Origin of the sequence: Nonomuraea terrae (genome assembly GCF_044465245.1) — a bacterium.
GTDB classification, from domain to species: Bacteria; Actinomycetota; Actinomycetes; order Streptosporangiales; family Streptosporangiaceae; genus Nonomuraea; species Nonomuraea terrae.
Genome location: NZ_JBITLL010000005.1, coordinates 136,832 through 151,931, shown reverse-complemented (window position 1 = coordinate 151,931; position 15,100 = coordinate 136,832). Strand labels below are relative to the sequence as shown.

Below are 15,100 nucleotides of genomic sequence, written 5' to 3'. Positions count from 1 at the left end.
GCGGTGAGATTTCCCTGGCCTGCCCGGGGTAGCTGGGTTGCCGTGGTGGAGGGCAGGCCCCGCAAGGGGGTGTGGACGCCTGCGACGCGGGCCGCGCTGGCCGCGTCCTTCGGCGCCGCCGCGCGCCTGAGGCGCGGACGGCCGTTCCACCCGGCGGGTGTGCTCTTCGAGGCCCGCCTGCGCCTGCACGGCACGCCACAGCCCTGGGGGGCGCCGTTCCTGGACCACCGGATGGACGTGTACGGGTTCGCCCGCTTCTCCCGTTCCCTGGGCCTGCCGCCGCCGTTGCCCGACATCCTGGGCCTCGCCTTGCGCTGGCACCAGGAGGACGCCACCGCCGACCTGCTGCTCGCCACGACCGGTCACACCCCGCTCGGCAGGCGGCTGCTCCGGCCGGCGACCCGGTGGACGGGCATGTACACGTCCCTGTTCCCGTACGAGGTGGCCGGTCGGCGGTTGGTGCTCGGGGCGCTGCTCCAGCGGGAGCGGCCGTTGCCGGCCACGTTCGACGCGCTCGTACGGGCCGCCGACGAGGGGCCGCTCCTGCTCGACCTCGCCGCCGCCGCGCCCAGCGGACCGTGGCGGCTCTTCGGCCAGATCGAGCTCACCGCCCCGCCCATGACGGACACCGACCTGCCGACCCGGTTCAACCCGCTGCTGCGGCAGGTTCCCGGGCTGCGTCCGGCGGGCTGGCTGAACGAGGTCCGCGACGCCGCGTACGAGGCCGCGCAGCGGGTGCCGGATCGGCAGAAGAAGATCCAGGTTCGATAACTACAATGTGATCGTGTCCGTCTTATCGCCGATCATCCGAAGAGAATGGATATTGGTCGTTGTGAGCGGCGTCACATTGTTTTAGTAGATCAGGTGGGGCGAATTTCGCTCAGGGCGTGATTCTGGGTGATCGCCATTCATGATTGCGGATCATTAACAAAAAGGACACGATCCGCATATCGGGTTAGAACTCCTGCGAGCGTCGCAAAGCGGGCGGACGGCCGTCCGGGTCGACGGCGAACCGGTACAGCGGCATGGCGAGCACCTTCCGCACCGGCGACAGACGCGGGGCGGGATGCGGCCGCAGCCGGCCGCGCGGGCGCTCACCCGTACGCGAGGACCGGTGCCAGGACTCCAGCGCCGCCGCCGAGCGGGCGAACGCGTCGAAGGCCGCCACCGGGTCGCACAGCTCGTCCCGCCGCTCGCCGGGCAGGTCCAGGTGCTCCGCCATGAGGTCCAGCCGCAGATCCCGGGCGAACCGCAGCGCGCCGTACGGCGGCCGGGGATCCTCCCGCTCGTCCAGCACGGCGCAGCTCAGCTCCGAGTCGTACGTCCACGAGCGCAGGTTGACGTTGTCGGAGCCGACCGCGGCCCAGACGTCGTCCACCACGCAGACCTTCGCGTGCACGTACACCGGCGTGCCGCGGTGGTTCTCCAGGTCGTAGACGGCCACGCGGTCGCCGCCCGCTGACAGGAGCCGGCGCAGCGCGCCGGCGCGGCCGATCAGGCTGGCCGGGCCGGCCAGCCAGCCGTCCTGGTCGGGATGGCGCGGCACCACCACGATCATGCGCAGCCCCGGCTCGCGCTCCAGGGCACGGGCGAACGGCTCGATCACGTCCGTGGACCACAGGTACTGGTCCTCCAGGTAGATCAGCGAACGGGCGCGGTCCAGGACCTTGTGGTAGGCGTGCGCGATGCTGCGCTCGCCGCGCGGCGCGAAGGGGTAGCCGCCGCGCCGGGCCGGATACGTCCGCAGCAGCTGCACGTGGTGGCGGCCGGCCGGCGGCGGGGGAGGAGCGGCCGACGGGAGGCGCGGGGCGTCGTCGAGCCGGCTGAGGCGGTCGCGTAAGCGGCGCAGCGGATCGCGGGTCTCGGGAGCCGGGTCGTCCCAGCGCTCGCAGAACACCTGCTGCACCTGCTCCACGGCCGGGCCCCGCACGGCCACCTGGACGTCGTGCCAGGGCGGGCGGGTGCCGTACGCGGCGGGCATGGGGACAGGCTGCGGATCGCCCTCGTGGGCGGCGTCGTCGCGGCGGCCGTGGCACAGGTCGATGCCGCCGACGAAGGCGACGTCCGCCGCAGGGTCGCGGTCGCGGCGCAGGACGACGAACTTCTGGTGGTGGCAGCCGCCCACGGCGGTGCGCGTGTCGAGCAGCGCCTGTCCGCCGGCCTGCTCGATCTCCCGGCCGAGATGGCGGTTCTCCGCGGAGCTGAAGCGCAACAGGTCCAGGTGCGAGCGCCAGATGAGGCCGCGCACGTGCGCGCCCCGCTCGGCGGCCTGCGCGAACGCCGCGCTCACGGTGGGCCCGTCCGGGGCGAGGCGCTCGTCGGGGTCGCCACGCCAGTCGGCGAACAGTAATAAGTCGTCCTTGCCGAGTTCCGCCACGCAGGCGCGCAGCTCGGCGAAGTAGGCCGCGCCGTGGATCAGGGGCCGCACCTCATTGCCCGATGTCCACGGCGCCAGCTCACTGGCCGGGTTGCCGCGCTCGTCCTCCGTGAGGAACCAGTCCTCGATTCGCACCCGCTTGCCGCTACCCGCGCGGCGGGCGCTGAAGCCTGACGGCCGCGCGGGTACGGCGATCACTTGGTCTTGCGCCTGCCGGCGGCTCCCCGCTGCTTGGCTGCCCCGGTCTCCTTCTTCGGCTCGTGCTCCCGCGCCGCCGCGGTCTCCTTCTTCGGTTCGTGCTCCCGAGCCGCCGCGGTCTCCTTCGGCTCCTGCTTCCGAGCCGCCGCGGTCTCCTGCGACGGCGCCTTGTCCCGGCGCCGCTGCACGATGACCATTCCCGCGCCGATGGCGGCCGCGACCGGCCAGTCGATGGCGCCGAACGCCGCCATCGCGCCGAGCGCCCCGTAGTAGGCGAGGCGGTCGGGCGGCGGCAGGACCGTCCGCGCGACGTCGGCGTAGTGGCCGAGCTCCTGCCGGTTGATGTGCGGCCGCGGAATGTGCGGCTTCGGAACGTGCGGCATGTGCACGTCGGGCCGGTGGACCGACACGCTGACCATCGGCATGTCCAGCGTGTACTGCTTGGGCACCTTCCCGTCGGACGTGGCGGTGTCGCTTCCGCGCTGCTGGGTGGCGGTCATGATCCCTCCTCATGGACGAGGAAACTCCCTATCCTCCTATCCACTGATCAAGAGTCCCTTATGTCGAATGGCGGAAATTTGCCGCTTTTATACCCATGCCGGCCGCCGGGTCAGGCCGGCTCGGCCCCGATGTAGGCGAGCACCGCCATGACGCGGCGGTTGTGGTCGTCGCACGGTGGCAGGCCGAGGTTGGCGAAGATGCTGGCAGTGTGCTTGCCGATCGCCTTGTCCGTGACGCGCAGGCGGGCGGCGATGGCCGTGTTCGACAGGCCCTCGGCCATCAGCGTGAGCACCTCGCGTTCCGGGGAGGTGAGCCGGCCGAGGGGTTCGTCCCGTTTCCTGCGGGTGAGCAGCTGGGCGCTGGCGTACCTGGTGTGCCGGGGGTTCGACGCGCAGGCCGGGAACGAACGGCTGAGGTTCGACAGCCCGGGCGCGGGGCTGGGCACGGGGCTGCCGGTCGCGTGCTTCGTCATGGCCGCCCTGGGCGCGCTGTCGATCACCTCGGAGCACGCCACCGGCATGATCAGGACGAGTCTGGTCGCCGCGCCGAAGCGGTTGCGCCTCCTCTTCGCCAAGATCCCGCCCCTCGCGGCGGTCACCCTGGCGACCGGCCAGCTGCTGGCGTTCGGCATGCACGCCGCCACGCAGGCCGTCATCGGCGACCGCGCCGGGCAGATCCTGCTGGACGGCCGGACGCCGGGCGTCTCCCTGCCGGAACCCGGCGTGGCGGCCGGAGTGCTGGTGTCGGGGGCGGCCATGCCGCTCGCCGCCATGGTGGGGATCGGCCTGGGTGCGGCGATCCGTTCCACCGCCGCGACACTGGTCACGCTCATCGTGATCCTGTTCGTCCTGCCGGTCATGGGCCAGGCGCCGCCGAACCCGGCCGGGGCGAGAGTCCCCTCGTTCATCTTCGTGAGCCAGCCGGCCCAGATCGCGGGCGCGGGGGCCGGCGTCCTCGCCCCTCCCACGGCGTCGGCCCTGCTCCTCGCCTACCCGGTCGCGGCGCTCACCGCGTGAGCGTCGCGATGTCGGTACGGGGCCGGGCGGGCAGGCCGCTGCTTGTGGGCGTCCTGACGACGGCACTGCCGCCATGGTCGTCCCGTGGGGCGGCGACCCGCCGGCCCGCCCGTACGGCGAGTTGCGGGACTGGCGGCCGGCCACGACCGCGCTCGCCTGGCAGCCGTGCGGCGGCGAGCTGGAGTGCGCCTCCGTACGGGTGCCCGTCGACTGGTCGGAGCCGGGCGGCCGCGGCATCTCCGTCCAGGTCGCCCGCCTCCCCGCCACGGGCACGCACCGCGCCGTCGGCACGGTCTTCGCCGTTCCCGGCGTTCCCGGCGGCTCGGGCATCGAGGACCTCGAGCAGCACGGCGGTTCGTTCGCGGCCCTGCGTCAGCGCTTCGACGTGGTCAGCTTCGCGCCGCGCAACACCACGGACCCGGGCGTCATCCCCTATGGCTGCCTGGTGAGCGGCCCGTGGATCGCCCTGCCCGCGAGCCGCGCCGCGTACGACCGGCTCGCCGGACGCAACCGCGCGTCCGCCGAACGCTGCCGCCGGGCCGACCCCCAGTACTTCGACAACCTCGACTCGGCCTCCGTCGCCGGGGACATCGAGGCGGTCCGGGTGGCCCTGGGCGAGCCGCGGCCGAGCTTCGTCGCCACGTCCTACGGCGGGCGGTCGCCACCACCTACGCCCGGCTGTTCCCTGAGGGCGTACGCGCGAGGTACGTCGACTGCGGCGTCGACCACCTCGGGGCGCCGAGACCAGGCGACGGCACGGAGCGGAGACCATCGAGAGCCGGTTCGCCCGCTCCGCCGCCTGGTGCCGCTCCACCACGACCTGCGCCCTGCACGGCCGTGACGCGGGCCGCGTGTGGCGGGACCTGGTCGCCGCCGCGGGACCGCTCACCCATGCAGGCGAAGGGCCTGCACGTCGCCTACAGCGGCTTCGACATCAAGGTGGCCGCCGCGCCCGACGTGATCAGCCCCGGCGCCGCCCCCGACTTCCCCGACTGGCAACGCTCGGCCAGGGCCGTCGCCCAGGCCGAGGCGGGGGACGCCGCGGGCTTCGCCGTGCACGTCCGCGAGACCGCCAAGAGTCTGAAGGTCTTCTCGTTCCGCGGCATGAACGTCACCCACTGCGCCGACGGGCTGGGCTTCAACGGCTACGAGGAGTACCGGAAGGCCAAGGAGCTCGGCGAACGGCTGTCGCCGAACTTCGCCGGCAACGAGCTCTGGCATCCGCTCGGCTGCGTCGGGTGGCCGACACCTGTCACGAACCCTCCGGGCCCGCTGCCGGTGGACCGGCTGCCGCCCTTCGCCGGCGCGGGAACGTGGAGCGACCCGCCGACGTCGAGACCCTCGTGGACCGCGTCCCGGGCTCGTCCATGATCCGCTACGACGGGCCGGGTCACGCGCTGTACCTCAGCGGCGACCGGTGCACCATCGCGCACGCCAACCGATATCTGATCTTCCTGCGCCCGCCGGCCCAGGGAACCACGTGCCGGCCGCCCGCGCCCTAACCCGGCGGTGCGGTCCAGCGCTCCCGCCTGGCGAGCCGGTGCGCGGTAGTGATCAGGGCCGTCACGGCGGGGGAGGGGTCGGGCGCCCACGACAGGCGCAGCTCGATCGGCGGCAGGCGGTCCAGGAGCGGCAGGCAGGCGACCCCGCCCGGCAGCCGGTCGCTCAGCGAGCGCGGCAGCACCATGAAACCGCTGTCGCTCAGGCTGACGGTGAGGTTGCGCAGGCCGGGCAGCGGGTTCTCCCAGACCTCGAACTCCTCGCCGGTGCCGCGCAGCCCCGCCAGGACCTCGTCGTGGTAGCGGGGCGCGTACGAGCGCGGGAAGAACCGCAGCGTCTCGCCGCGCAGGTCGCGCAGGCTCACCTCCGAGCGCCCGGCCAGCCGGTGCCCGGCGCCGACGACCGCCACGAACTCCTCCGAGCGCAGCACGGCCGACGGCCACGCGGCCGGCACGTCGAGGTGGCGGCCCAGCAGGACGTCCAGCTCGCCGGCCTCGGCCGCCGCCGTCAGCTCGGCGCCCCACGCCTCGCGCGCCGCCACCTGGACGCCGGGATGGCGAGCCCGCATCGCCGCGAACAGCTTCGGCATCTCGTCGAACGCCGTCGTCACGGTGTACCCCACCCGTACGGCGCCGCGATTGGCGCCCGCGGCCCTGCGGGCGCGTTCGACGGCCTGCTCGGCCGCCGCCAGCACCTCGCGCGCCTCCTCCACGAACACCCGCCCGGGCTCCGTGAGCCGGGTGGGCCGCCGGTGGAACAGCGCGACGCCGAGCTCCCGTTCGAGGTCGCGGATCTGGCGGGAGAGCGGTGGCTGGGTCATGTGCAGGCGTTCGGCGGCGGCCTCGAAACTTCCCGCCTCGGCCACCGCGATCACGTACCGCATCAGACGGAGATCAACCGGCATACCAGAAAGGTATGCCGCCGCCCGCCGGAACGCGGCAGCGCCGCCCGGCCAGGCGCGGGACGTGCACGGGCGCATGCCCGCGCGGTATGCGGCCGGTCCGAACCGGACTTGGCCCCGGGGCGGCCGTCCGGGCGAGCATCCCGGTATGAGCAACGATTGGACGCCCACGCGGCGGCAACTGGTCAAGGCGGGCGGTCTCGGCGTGCTTCCCCTCGGGGCGCTGGGGGCAGCCGCCGCGCCCGACGACCTGATCACCCGGACCGTCCCACGGACGAACCAGCGGGTGCCCGCGATCGGGCTGGGCACGTTCATGACCTTCGACACCCTGTCCGACCGGGGACGGTCGCGCGCCCGGGAGGTGGTCAGGCGGTTCTGGCAGGCGGGCGGCCGGGTCTTCGACTGCTCCCCGCTGTACGGCAGGTCGGAGGTGAACCTCGGCGAGATCGCGGCCGATCTGCGGATCAACGGGCGGATGTTCCTGGCGAGCAAGATCTGGTCCACCGGCGACCACCTCTGGGACGACTCCCACGCCGGGGAGAGCCTGCGCCGCACGGCCGGCCGCATGTCGCTCGACCGGCCGGTGGACCTCATGCAGCGCCACAGCCTGGTCAACGTGGACGTGATCGTCCCGCTCATGCACGCCTGGAAGAAGGAGGGGCGCGTCCGCCACCTGGGCGTGACCCACCACGAGCCCGCCTACTTCCCGCTGCTGGCGAGCTGGGTGGAACGGGCGCGGCTCGACTTCGTGCAGGTGCACTACTCGATCCACACGCGTGCGGCCGAGCAGCGGGTGATCCCGGCCGCGGCGGCGAACGGCACGGCCGTGCTCGTCAACATGCCGCTGGAGAAGGCGCGGCTGCACAGGATCGTCCAGGGACGCCCGCTGCCCGGCTTCGCCAGAGAGCTGGGGATCCGCACGTGGTCGGAGTATTTCCTGAAATGGGTGATCTCGAATCCGGATGTCACCTGCGCCCTGCCGGCCACATCCGACCCCGCCCACGTGGCGGAGAACGTCGCCGCCATGCGCGGCTCCCTTCCCGACGCCGCGACGCGCGAGCGCATGGTGCGGCACATGGAGACGATCCCGGGGTTCGACCGGATCGCCACCGAGCCCTGGTACCCGGGCAAGGACTACGCCGGCGTCGTGTCGCGGGCGCAGGCGGCGATCCGGGAGCGCAGCCCGTGGTGGCCCTCCTGACGGCCGGGTGAGACCCGGCGGCGGAAGTCGGGACGTGATCCTCTAGGGTGCGGGGGATGAACGGACGTGGAGTACTTGTCACCGGGGCGTCGCGAGGCATCGGACGGGCGATAGCGGCGGCCTTCGCGGCCCAGGGAGACCGGGTCGCGATCCACCACCGCGACTCCGTCAAGGAGGCCGAGAGCCTGCTCGCGGAGCTGCCCGGCGAGGGGCACACGATCGTCCAGGGCGACGTGGCCGACGCCGAGGCGGTGCGGCGGATGGTCGACGAGGCGGCCGGGGCGCTCGGCGCGATCGACGTCCTGGTGAACAACGCCGGGGTCTTCCTGCACCACCCCGTCATGGAGACCTCGTACGAGGAGTGGCAGGACGCCTGGCGGCGCACGCTCGGCGTCAACCTGACCGGCGCGGCCAACACCACCTGGTGCGCGCTGCGGCACATGCCCGCCGGAGGCCGGGTGATCAACGTCACCTCGCGCGGCGCCTTCCGCGGCGAGCCCGACAGCCCCGCGTACGGGGCGAGCAAGGCGGGCATGAACGCCCTGGCCCAGTCGCTGGCCATCGCCCTCGCGCCGCGCGGCATCGCGGTCGCCGCCGTGGCGCCCGGCTTCGTCGAGACCGACATGACCAACGAGCACCTCAAGGCTCCGCGCGGCGACGCGATCCGGGCCCAGAGCCCGTTCGGGCGGGTGGCCCGGCCGCAGGAGATCGCCGCGGCCGTGCTCTACCTGGCCTCACCCGACGCGGAATGGGCCAGCGGCACCGTCATCGACCTGAACGGAGCCTCCTACCTCCGCTGACCGTCCTATCCCGACTCGGCACAATCTGGCGATCTCCGGCATATCGCGGTCTATTGTGAACTCTCAGGGCACTTCGTGAACTCGCTCCGAGGGGGACGGTGTGGCCAAGAGCTGCGGATACGCGCTGGCTGCGGCGGCGCTCTGCGTGTCCGTTCTGGTGGTAGGCGTGCTGCTCAGCGCGATGACCGGGTACGCCAGCCCGGTCATCGCCCTGGTGACCGTCCTGGCGGCGCCGTGCGGACTCGTGCTCACGTACGACATGCTGCGCCGGCGCGAGGAGGCCGAGGAGGAGCGGCGGCTGCTGGGCCGGGAACGCGACCACGTCAGGCGGACGGTCGACTTCGTCGCCGATCCGGAGCTGACCGAGCGGGAACGGCTCGCGGTGATCGACTCCTTCGTCCCGAGGCTCGGGACGCACGGCGAGCGGCCGCCGTACCGGGACCGGGTCGTGCTGGTACGGGAGCTGCCGCCGCACGCGCGCGCCCTGCTGGAACGGGCCAGACGGGCCGTGGCGGCCGTCTACGCCTCGCAGGTCATGCGCCGCAGGCTGCTCGACGGCCTGGCGAACGAGGTGGTGCTGCCGCGGCAGATCTGGGAGCTCGCCCTGCTGCTGCGCACCCAGGCCACCCTCCAGGGGGAGCAGGACCGCGCCCGCCGCGGCCTGGTGACCCCCGAGCTGGAGGCCGTGCTGCGGCCGCAGCAGGAGGCCCTGCGCCGTTCCCTGGCGGGGGTCACCGCCAGGGTGGAGAGCCTGGAACGGTACGCCCGCCGCGTCCAGGAGGCCGACGCCGCCCTGCGGGCCCGGGAGGCGCTGGACAACAACCACAAGTACCGTGAGCTGCTGGCCCGCATCGACGACGAGGACGGGATGCGCCAGCTGGAGGCCCAGGGGGAGGCCCTGGAGGAGACCCTGGCCAGAAGCGTCCGCGAGGCCGTCGAGGCGGGCCGCACCCTGACCCCCTGAGCGGGGTGCCGGTCAGCGGAGCTTCCACTGGCCGTGCTGTTCGGCCCAGCCGCCGTCCAGCCCGAACCTGAACGTCACGACCTCCGCCTTCTCCGGCACCTGGAAGACGACCAGGCCCGTGTCGTTGTCGCCGGGCTCGATGGTGACCGTGCCCTTGAAGTGCCGGCCGTTCGCGAGCTCCTCCCAGGTGGCCTCGTACTCCTGGCCCTGCGCGTCGACCACCGACGCGCCGGAGTGCGGGGTGTCGCGGTAGACGAGGCTGCTCTTGTTCGTCAGCGTGATCTGGACGGCCATGAGCCGGTTCCCGCTCCTCGGGACGATGGTCGGGTAGGTCGTCTGGACCTCGCGGAAGACCTGGTCGACCGTCACGTCCATGATCGAGCCCTCCTGCATCCCCTTGAGCGTCAGCGTCCTGCCGGTCTCTCCGGTGAGCGGCGCCTTCTCCCCGCCGATCTCGGCGGGTTGCTCGGCGGGCTGCGCGGGCGGCTGCTCGGCGGGCTGCTCCGGCGGCCGTTCCGCGGGCTCCTGCACCGGGGGCGGCACCCGCTCGGCGGGCGGAGCGAGGTCGAGCGGGCCGGAGGTGGCCGAGACGTCCGTGCCGCCGCCCGGGGCCGTCAGCACGACGCAGGCCGTCGCGCAGCCGCCGAGCAGCAGCAGCGGCAGGCCGATGGCCAGGGCCAGGACGAGCCCGCTGTGCCGCCGCGGCTGCGGGTAGGCGTACGCGGGGCGTCCGTACGGGTCGTGGCCGAACGCGGGTGGTTCCCGCCGCTGCCCGTACGGGTCCTGGCCGGACGGAGGAGGCTCCCTGCGCGGCCCGTACGGGTCGGGCGGCGGCGGCCCGAACGCGGGCTGCTGCTCCTGCGGCTTGCGGTAAGGGTCGGAGGGGTATCCCATGGCGCGACTCCCACTGGCGAGATGGACGAGTCCAAGGATGCGCCGGGTGCCATGTCCCGCGATGGGGCAAATGGCGTGGGATAGTCGTTCGGTCTCACTTTGAGCCCGAACGCTCCGCTGTCCGTGCAACCAACCCCGTCCAGGTCAGCGCCCTGCGGCGCCGCCCGTGTCCGCGCCGCCGCGGCCACGTCCCCGGTCGGCGTCTCCCGGTCGGCGTCTCCCGGTCGGTGTCCTCGGGTCGGTGTCCCCGGGTCAGCGCAGTCGGCGTTCCAGCAGCAGGGCGCCGCGGCCGGCCAGCAGCGTGCGGCACCACGCGCGCAGGTCGCCCGGCTTGGGCCCGGAAACCCCGCCGCCGTCCAGCAGGTCGGCCCAGTCGAGCAGTGACTCGGCCAGCATGAGCGGCACCCCGCGCCGCTCGTGCACCTCCGCCGCGGCCTCGAAGTGCCCCGCTGCCCGCTCCGGGTCGCCCATGGCCGCGCCCAGGTGGGCCAGGTAGTGGTGCCCGCAGTGGTGGGCCACCGTGCCGTGCCCGAACGTCTCACCGTCGCCCGCCAGCGCGTCGTACAGCCGCCCGGCCAGCTCCGCCCGCCCCAGCCGGGAGGCGGCCACGGCCAGGTTGTCCAGCGCGGGCCGGTGCGCCATGTTGCGCGGCGGCTCGGCCCCGCCCCCGGCCAGAATCCGCTCCAGCAGCGGCACGGCCTCCTCGTCGTCCAGCTCACACAGGTAGCGCAGCACCGCGTGCACCGGGTCCACCCGCGGCGCCCGCGCGGCGCGGCGCAGCCGGTCGCGCAGCTCCCACAGCCGGCCCTGCAGCCGCCGGATCTCCGCGATCTGCTCGGAGAAGATCGCCACCGCCTCCAGCCGGTGGCCGATCTGGGAGCCGAGCCGCAGGGCCGCCTCCGCCTCCGCCTCGGCCTGCGCCAGGTCGCCCTGCATGAGGGTCAGCCCGGCCCTGGAGTAGCCGAGCAGCCAGTCGAGGTGCGGCTGCCCGAGCCGGTGCGCCAGCTCCTCGGCCCGGTCGAGCAGCGCCGCCGCCTTCTCGGCGTCGCCGCTGTCGAGCACCGGGGGAGTGCGCTGCACGTACGCGTGGAACAGCGCCAGGTCGTCGCCCGTGCGGCGGGCCGCCTCCAGCATCTCGTCACCGTCGCGGTGGCGCTGGTGCAGCGGGTCGGCCGGGACGATGGTCAGGCTGCGCATGCCCAGAACGCTGGCCAGCGTGCGCGGATCGCCCGACTTACGGGCCAGCGCCACCGCCTCGTCGCTCAGTGCGAAGCGCCGCTCGCCGTCGGGCGCCCAGATGAGCTCCGTGGCGAGCATGGCGGCCAGCAGCGCCCTGGTGCTGACGTCGGTCGAGTCGACCACCTGGCGCGCCTCCGTCAGCAGCGCGATGCGCCGCTCGTCGTGGGCCGCCGAGACGCTGGAGAACCCGCGGTCGCCGCCGAGCGCCGCGAGGACGATCAGGTCGTCGCGCCCGCACTCCCTGGCCAGGTCGGCCGCCCGCAGCAGCGTCGGCCTGGCCTCCGGGTCGCCGGCCAGCCACATCGCCCGCCCGCACTCCACGAGCAGCTCGGCACGCCGCTCCGGCGTGGTGCCGGGGAAGTCGGCCAGCAGGTCGAGCACCCGCTGGTACCAGGTGACCGCCTCGCGGTGGGCCAGCCCGGCCAGCGCGTGCTCGGCGGCCCGCACGCCCGCCTCGGCCGCCGCGCTCACCCGATCCGGGTCGCGGCCGTGCTCGGCGGCGGCCATCAGGTGGGCCGCGACGACGTACGGGCGCGACTCCATCGCCCTCGGGTCGGTCTCGCACAGCGCGTCGGCCACCCGCCCGTGCAGCAGCGCGGCGCGCGGCGGAGAGAGGGTGGCGTACAGGGCGGTCCTGGTCAGCTCGTGTGAGAACTGGCAGGACCCGTTGTCCAGCAGGGTCACCAGGCCCGCGCCCATCGCCTCCTCCACCGCCGCCACGAACCGGGCCTCCTCCAGCCCGAGACCGCGGCGCAGCGCGGCCGAGTCCATCCGCTCGCCGACGGCCAGCAGGCCCACCAACTCGCGGGCGTCGGGGTGGAGCTGCGCCATGCGGGTCACCACCATCCGGGTGACCGCGTCGGGCACGGCCAGCGCGTCCAGCTCCTTGCCGGTGGCCAGCTCCCTGACCACCTCGCTGATGAGGAACGCGTTGCCGCCCGTCATCCGGTGCAGCCGCTCGGCGTCGCCGTCCGCGCGCGCCTGGGCGAGCGCCAGCGACACCTCCTCCGGCCGGAACGACGGCACCGGGACGATCCGGGCGTCCGCCGTCAGCCGGTGCAGCTCCGGCATGACCGACTCGACCGGCATCGGCCGGGACATCGCCATCACCAGCAACGGCAGCGACTCCGCCTCCCACATCAGTGCGCCCAGCATCTGCAGCGACTCCAGCGTCGCCCACTGCAGATCGTCGATCACCAGCAGCACGGGACGCACGGCCGCCAGCCGCTCGATCAGCGTCCGGGCCGCGGCCATCAGGTGGTAGCGCTCCGACACCGGCTCGGTGGCCGGGGGCACCTGCAGCGACAACGGTGCCGCGGCCAGCGACGGCGCCAGCCGGACCAGCTGGCCGCACCGCTGGTCGACCCCGGCCCGCAGCAGCAGCGCGGGCGAGGTGCGGGCCAGCCGCTCCACCGCACCGGCGATCGGCTCGTACGCCTGCCGCGCCGGATTCGTGCACCGCCCGGCCAGCACCGTGAACTGCCGCTTGAGCGCCCGCCGTGCCACCTCGGAAGCCAGCCGGGTCTTGCCCACCCCGGCGTCGCCTTCGAGCACCACCAGCCCGCTGCCGAACTCGGCCGCCGCCAGCTCGGCGTCCAGCAGCCGCAGCTCCTGCTGCCGGCCGACGAACGGCAGCACGTGCCGGTCGTCCAGCCACGGGGCGAGCGAGCCGCCCAGGTGGTGGGCGGCGCTCTGCCAGTGCAGCTCGTAGGTGTGCAGCGGCTCGCGCAGCCCCTTGCCCGGCAGCCGCCCGAGGTCCTTGAACTCGTGCCGGCCGCGCCCCTGCGCCAGGCGCCGCACCAGGTCGGTGCAGAGCACCTGGCCGCCCTCGGCCTGCGCGACCAGGCGGGCCGCCTCGACGGTCGGCAGCCCGCTGACGTCGTCGAGCCCCCAGCACACGTCGCCGGCCGCGAGCGCCGCCCGGATGGAGATCTTCTCCATGGCGCGCTCGTTCTCGTTGGCGACCGCCTGCTGGACCGCGATCACCGCGTCCAGCCCGGCCGTGGCCGAGCCGAACACCGCCATCAGCCCGTCGCCGAGGCTCTTGGTGAACGTCGCGCCGTTGGCGTTCACCACCGAGCGCAGCAGGTCGTACAGGCGGCGGAAGACGACGTTGGCCCGCTCCTCGCCGAGCCTGATGCGCAGCGCGGTGGAGCTGACGACGTCGGTGAACAGGAGGGTGGCCGTCGTGAGGGCGCCCGGCTCCCGCGGGACGCTCACGGGTGCGGCCCTTCCTGCGCGCGCCCGCGCCGGAGTCTCTGCCGCGTCCGGTGGCGGATCGCGCGGGTCCTCACCGCCGCCGCCGACTGCCGGATGCGCCAGGCGCGGGCCAGCTCCTCCGGGATCCGGAACGGCGCCTGCCCGCCCGAGTGGCGGTCGATCAGGCCGACGACGACGTGGCGGCCCACCCGGCGGACCAGCAGGCGGATCAGGCCGTCCACCGGCCCGGCGAGCCTGCCGTGGCGGTGGGCGGCGCGCGCCACCGTGAACAGCGCCGTGCACCACCAGGCCGGTCGCGGCACGCCGAGCAGCTCGGGCACCCGGTCGGCGCCGTACGCGGCGTCGCGGAACATCCAGTGCACCAGGCTGCGCGGCAGCTTCCGCCAGCCCAGGTGCATGAACGCCTCCATCTCCGCCAGGAGCTTGGCCATCAGCAGACGGCCCTCGTCGCTGGACTCGTACAGGCGGCCCAGGCGCAGGCTGACCGGCTCGACGTCGGCCAGCGTGAGAGGCCCGTCGCGGCAGGTGTCCACGCCCATGAGGTGCCCGAAGACGCTCCAGGTGTACAGGTGGGCGGCGCGCTGCTCGTCGGTCAGCACCACGCCCATGGTCTCCAGGGCCTCCCAGGTGACCACGGAGAAGTCGAAGATGGTGGCCAGCAGCAGCTCCTGGTTGACCGGCGGCCCGTACCGCTCGGTGTCCCAGCGGTCGCCGAAGCGCTCATTGACCAGCGCCCGGACGAAAGAGTGCAGGATGCGCAGCCCGATCGCGGTGGTGTGGCCGGGCCGGCCCGGCTGCAGGCTGTCGGTGGCCTTCAGGCCCATCACGTCGACCAGCATCTGGCCGGTCTCCGCCACCCGGCGGGTGAGGCTGTGCGTGGCCAGGTTGGAGACGCCGGCCAGCACCTTGGCGCTGGACACCTCCACGTACGCCATCGGCAGGCACTTGCAGAACAGCGCGGCAGACTGGTAGAGCCCGTAGTCGGCGAACACGGCCTGGCCCTTGGCCAGTAACTCCTTGTCGTCGCCCCACTCGGGCAGCTCCTTGGCGAAGTCGAGGGCGTCGAAGATCTCCGAGGCCGGCGGCTCGCCCGACGGGGCCCTGGCCTCGCGCTTGGCGCGTCCCAGCTCCTCGATCACGCCCTTCACGAGTTCGAGGGCGCTCTTTCCGTCCGGCTGCGTCCGCAGGTAGTCCGCCACCACCTTGTCGATCTCCGGGTCCGCCTGCCGGCGCAGCTGCCGGAACCGCTCCTCAGGCCAGCGCGCATCGTGATCATTCATGTGAGCCCG

General features: G+C 73.7%; 15 protein-coding genes. 8 read left to right on the top strand and 7 right to left on the bottom strand.

From position 1 onward, the window contains the following. The first annotated feature begins 45 nt into the window (after window positions 1-45). Window positions 46-771, top strand: coding sequence for a hypothetical protein (locus ACIBP6_RS24395; RefSeq protein ID WP_397055620.1), 726 nt, complete (start codon window positions 46-48; stop codon window positions 769-771). Between the two features lie 184 nt (window positions 772-955). On the opposite strand, the gene ACIBP6_RS24390 is transcribed toward ACIBP6_RS24395, so the two are convergent. The 3 genes from ACIBP6_RS24390 to ACIBP6_RS24380 all read right to left on the bottom strand — a co-directional run bounded on the left by ACIBP6_RS24390 (window position 956) and on the right by ACIBP6_RS24380 (window position 3,368). Beyond that, window positions 956-2,512: a phospholipase D family protein gene (locus tag ACIBP6_RS24390; protein WP_397055618.1), complete on the bottom strand. Its 1,557-nt coding sequence runs from the start codon at window positions 2,510-2,512 to the stop codon at window positions 956-958. Between the two features lie 59 nt (window positions 2,513-2,571). Further along, the gene (locus tag ACIBP6_RS24385; protein WP_397055616.1) at window positions 2,572-3,075 is read right to left on the bottom strand and encodes a hypothetical protein; all 504 of its coding nucleotides are present in this window, start codon (window positions 3,073-3,075) and stop codon (window positions 2,572-2,574) included. A 110-nt stretch (window positions 3,076-3,185) separates the two neighbouring features. Continuing rightward, window positions 3,186-3,368: a LuxR C-terminal-related transcriptional regulator gene (locus tag ACIBP6_RS24380; RefSeq protein ID WP_397055614.1), complete on the bottom strand. Its 183-nt coding sequence runs from the start codon at window positions 3,366-3,368 to the stop codon at window positions 3,186-3,188. On the opposite strand from ACIBP6_RS24380, the gene ACIBP6_RS24375 reads away from it, so the two are divergent. The 4 genes from ACIBP6_RS24375 (at window position 3,361) to ACIBP6_RS24360 (ending at window position 5,594) form a co-directional block, all read left to right on the top strand. Continuing rightward, window positions 3,361-4,092, top strand: a complete 732-nt coding sequence (locus tag ACIBP6_RS24375) for a hypothetical protein (RefSeq protein WP_397055612.1) — start codon at window positions 3,361-3,363, stop codon at window positions 4,090-4,092. The two genes, ACIBP6_RS24380 and ACIBP6_RS24375, sit on opposite strands and share 8 nt — an antisense overlap. A 73-nt stretch (window positions 4,093-4,165) precedes the next feature. Then, a complete protein-coding gene (locus ACIBP6_RS24370) occupies window positions 4,166-4,933 on the top strand; it encodes a hypothetical protein (protein ID WP_397055611.1) in 768 nt (255 codons plus the stop codon). 50 nt (window positions 4,934-4,983) lie between these two features. After that, window positions 4,984-5,463 (top strand): hypothetical protein, encoded by a 480-nt coding sequence (locus ACIBP6_RS24365; RefSeq protein ID WP_397055609.1) that lies wholly within the window; start codon window positions 4,984-4,986, stop codon window positions 5,461-5,463. Next, window positions 5,460-5,594, top strand: a complete 135-nt coding sequence (locus tag ACIBP6_RS24360) for a hypothetical protein (RefSeq protein ID WP_397057070.1) — start codon at window positions 5,460-5,462, stop codon at window positions 5,592-5,594. The genes ACIBP6_RS24365 and ACIBP6_RS24360 overlap by 4 nt, the downstream gene beginning before the upstream one ends. Here the strand turns inward: ACIBP6_RS24360 and ACIBP6_RS24355 are convergent. After that, the gene (locus ACIBP6_RS24355; RefSeq protein ID WP_397055607.1) at window positions 5,591-6,496 is read right to left on the bottom strand and encodes a LysR family transcriptional regulator; all 906 of its coding nucleotides are present in this window, start codon (window positions 6,494-6,496) and stop codon (window positions 5,591-5,593) included. The two genes, ACIBP6_RS24360 and ACIBP6_RS24355, sit on opposite strands and share 4 nt — an antisense overlap. A gap of 145 nt (window positions 6,497-6,641) precedes the next feature. Between ACIBP6_RS24355 and ACIBP6_RS24350 the strand changes: the two genes are divergently transcribed. From ACIBP6_RS24350 to ACIBP6_RS24340, 3 genes are all read left to right on the top strand, one after another. Further along, window positions 6,642-7,694: an aldo/keto reductase gene (locus ACIBP6_RS24350; protein ID WP_397055605.1), complete on the top strand. Its 1,053-nt coding sequence runs from the start codon at window positions 6,642-6,644 to the stop codon at window positions 7,692-7,694. A gap of 56 nt (window positions 7,695-7,750) precedes the next feature. Then, on the top strand, window positions 7,751-8,494 hold the full coding sequence (locus tag ACIBP6_RS24345; protein ID WP_397055603.1) for an SDR family NAD(P)-dependent oxidoreductase: 744 nt from the start codon (window positions 7,751-7,753) through the stop codon (window positions 8,492-8,494). Window positions 8,495-8,594: 100 nt separating this feature from the next. Then, window positions 8,595-9,458, top strand: coding sequence for a hypothetical protein (locus tag ACIBP6_RS24340; protein WP_397055601.1), 864 nt, complete (start codon window positions 8,595-8,597; stop codon window positions 9,456-9,458). Window positions 9,459-9,470: 12 nt separating this feature from the next. Here the strand turns inward: ACIBP6_RS24340 and ACIBP6_RS24335 are convergent, their stop codons facing one another. From ACIBP6_RS24335 to ACIBP6_RS24325, 3 genes are all read right to left on the bottom strand, one after another. Next, window positions 9,471-10,352 (bottom strand): DUF4352 domain-containing protein, encoded by an 882-nt coding sequence (locus tag ACIBP6_RS24335; protein WP_397055599.1) that lies wholly within the window; start codon window positions 10,350-10,352, stop codon window positions 9,471-9,473. A 252-nt stretch (window positions 10,353-10,604) separates the two neighbouring features. Then, entirely contained in the window at window positions 10,605-13,811 is a 3,207-nt protein-coding gene (locus tag ACIBP6_RS24330) for an ATP-binding protein (RefSeq protein WP_397055597.1), read from the bottom strand. Next, window positions 13,808-15,091, bottom strand: a complete 1,284-nt coding sequence (locus ACIBP6_RS24325) for an oxygenase MpaB family protein (RefSeq protein WP_397055595.1) — start codon at window positions 15,089-15,091, stop codon at window positions 13,808-13,810. The genes ACIBP6_RS24330 and ACIBP6_RS24325 overlap by 4 nt, the downstream gene beginning before the upstream one ends. Between the last annotated feature and the right edge of the window lie 9 nt (window positions 15,092-15,100).

Bases quoted from the DNA above. Each gene is read 5' to 3' on its own strand.
- ACIBP6_RS24360 (WP_397057070.1), top strand. From the start codon at position 5,460: ATGATCCGCTACGACGGGCCGGGTCACGCGCTGTACCTCAGCGGCGAC.
- ACIBP6_RS24355 (WP_397055607.1), bottom strand. From the start codon at position 6,496: ATGCCGGTTGATCTCCGTCTGATGCGGTACGTGATCGCGGTGGCCGAG.
- ACIBP6_RS24325 (WP_397055595.1), bottom strand. From the start codon at position 15,091: ATGAATGATCACGATGCGCGCTGGCCTGAGGAGCGGTTCCGGCAGCTG.
- ACIBP6_RS24335 (WP_397055599.1), bottom strand. From the start codon at position 10,352: ATGGGATACCCCTCCGACCCTTACCGCAAGCCGCAGGAGCAGCAGCCC.
- ACIBP6_RS24385 (WP_397055616.1), bottom strand. From the start codon at position 3,075: ATGACCGCCACCCAGCAGCGCGGAAGCGACACCGCCACGTCCGACGGG.
- ACIBP6_RS24350 (WP_397055605.1), top strand. From the start codon at position 6,642: ATGAGCAACGATTGGACGCCCACGCGGCGGCAACTGGTCAAGGCGGGC.
- ACIBP6_RS24365 (WP_397055609.1), top strand. From the start codon at position 4,984: ATGCAGGCGAAGGGCCTGCACGTCGCCTACAGCGGCTTCGACATCAAG.
- ACIBP6_RS24345 (WP_397055603.1), top strand. From the start codon at position 7,751: ATGAACGGACGTGGAGTACTTGTCACCGGGGCGTCGCGAGGCATCGGA.
- ACIBP6_RS24370 (WP_397055611.1), top strand. From the start codon at position 4,166: ATGGTCGTCCCGTGGGGCGGCGACCCGCCGGCCCGCCCGTACGGCGAG.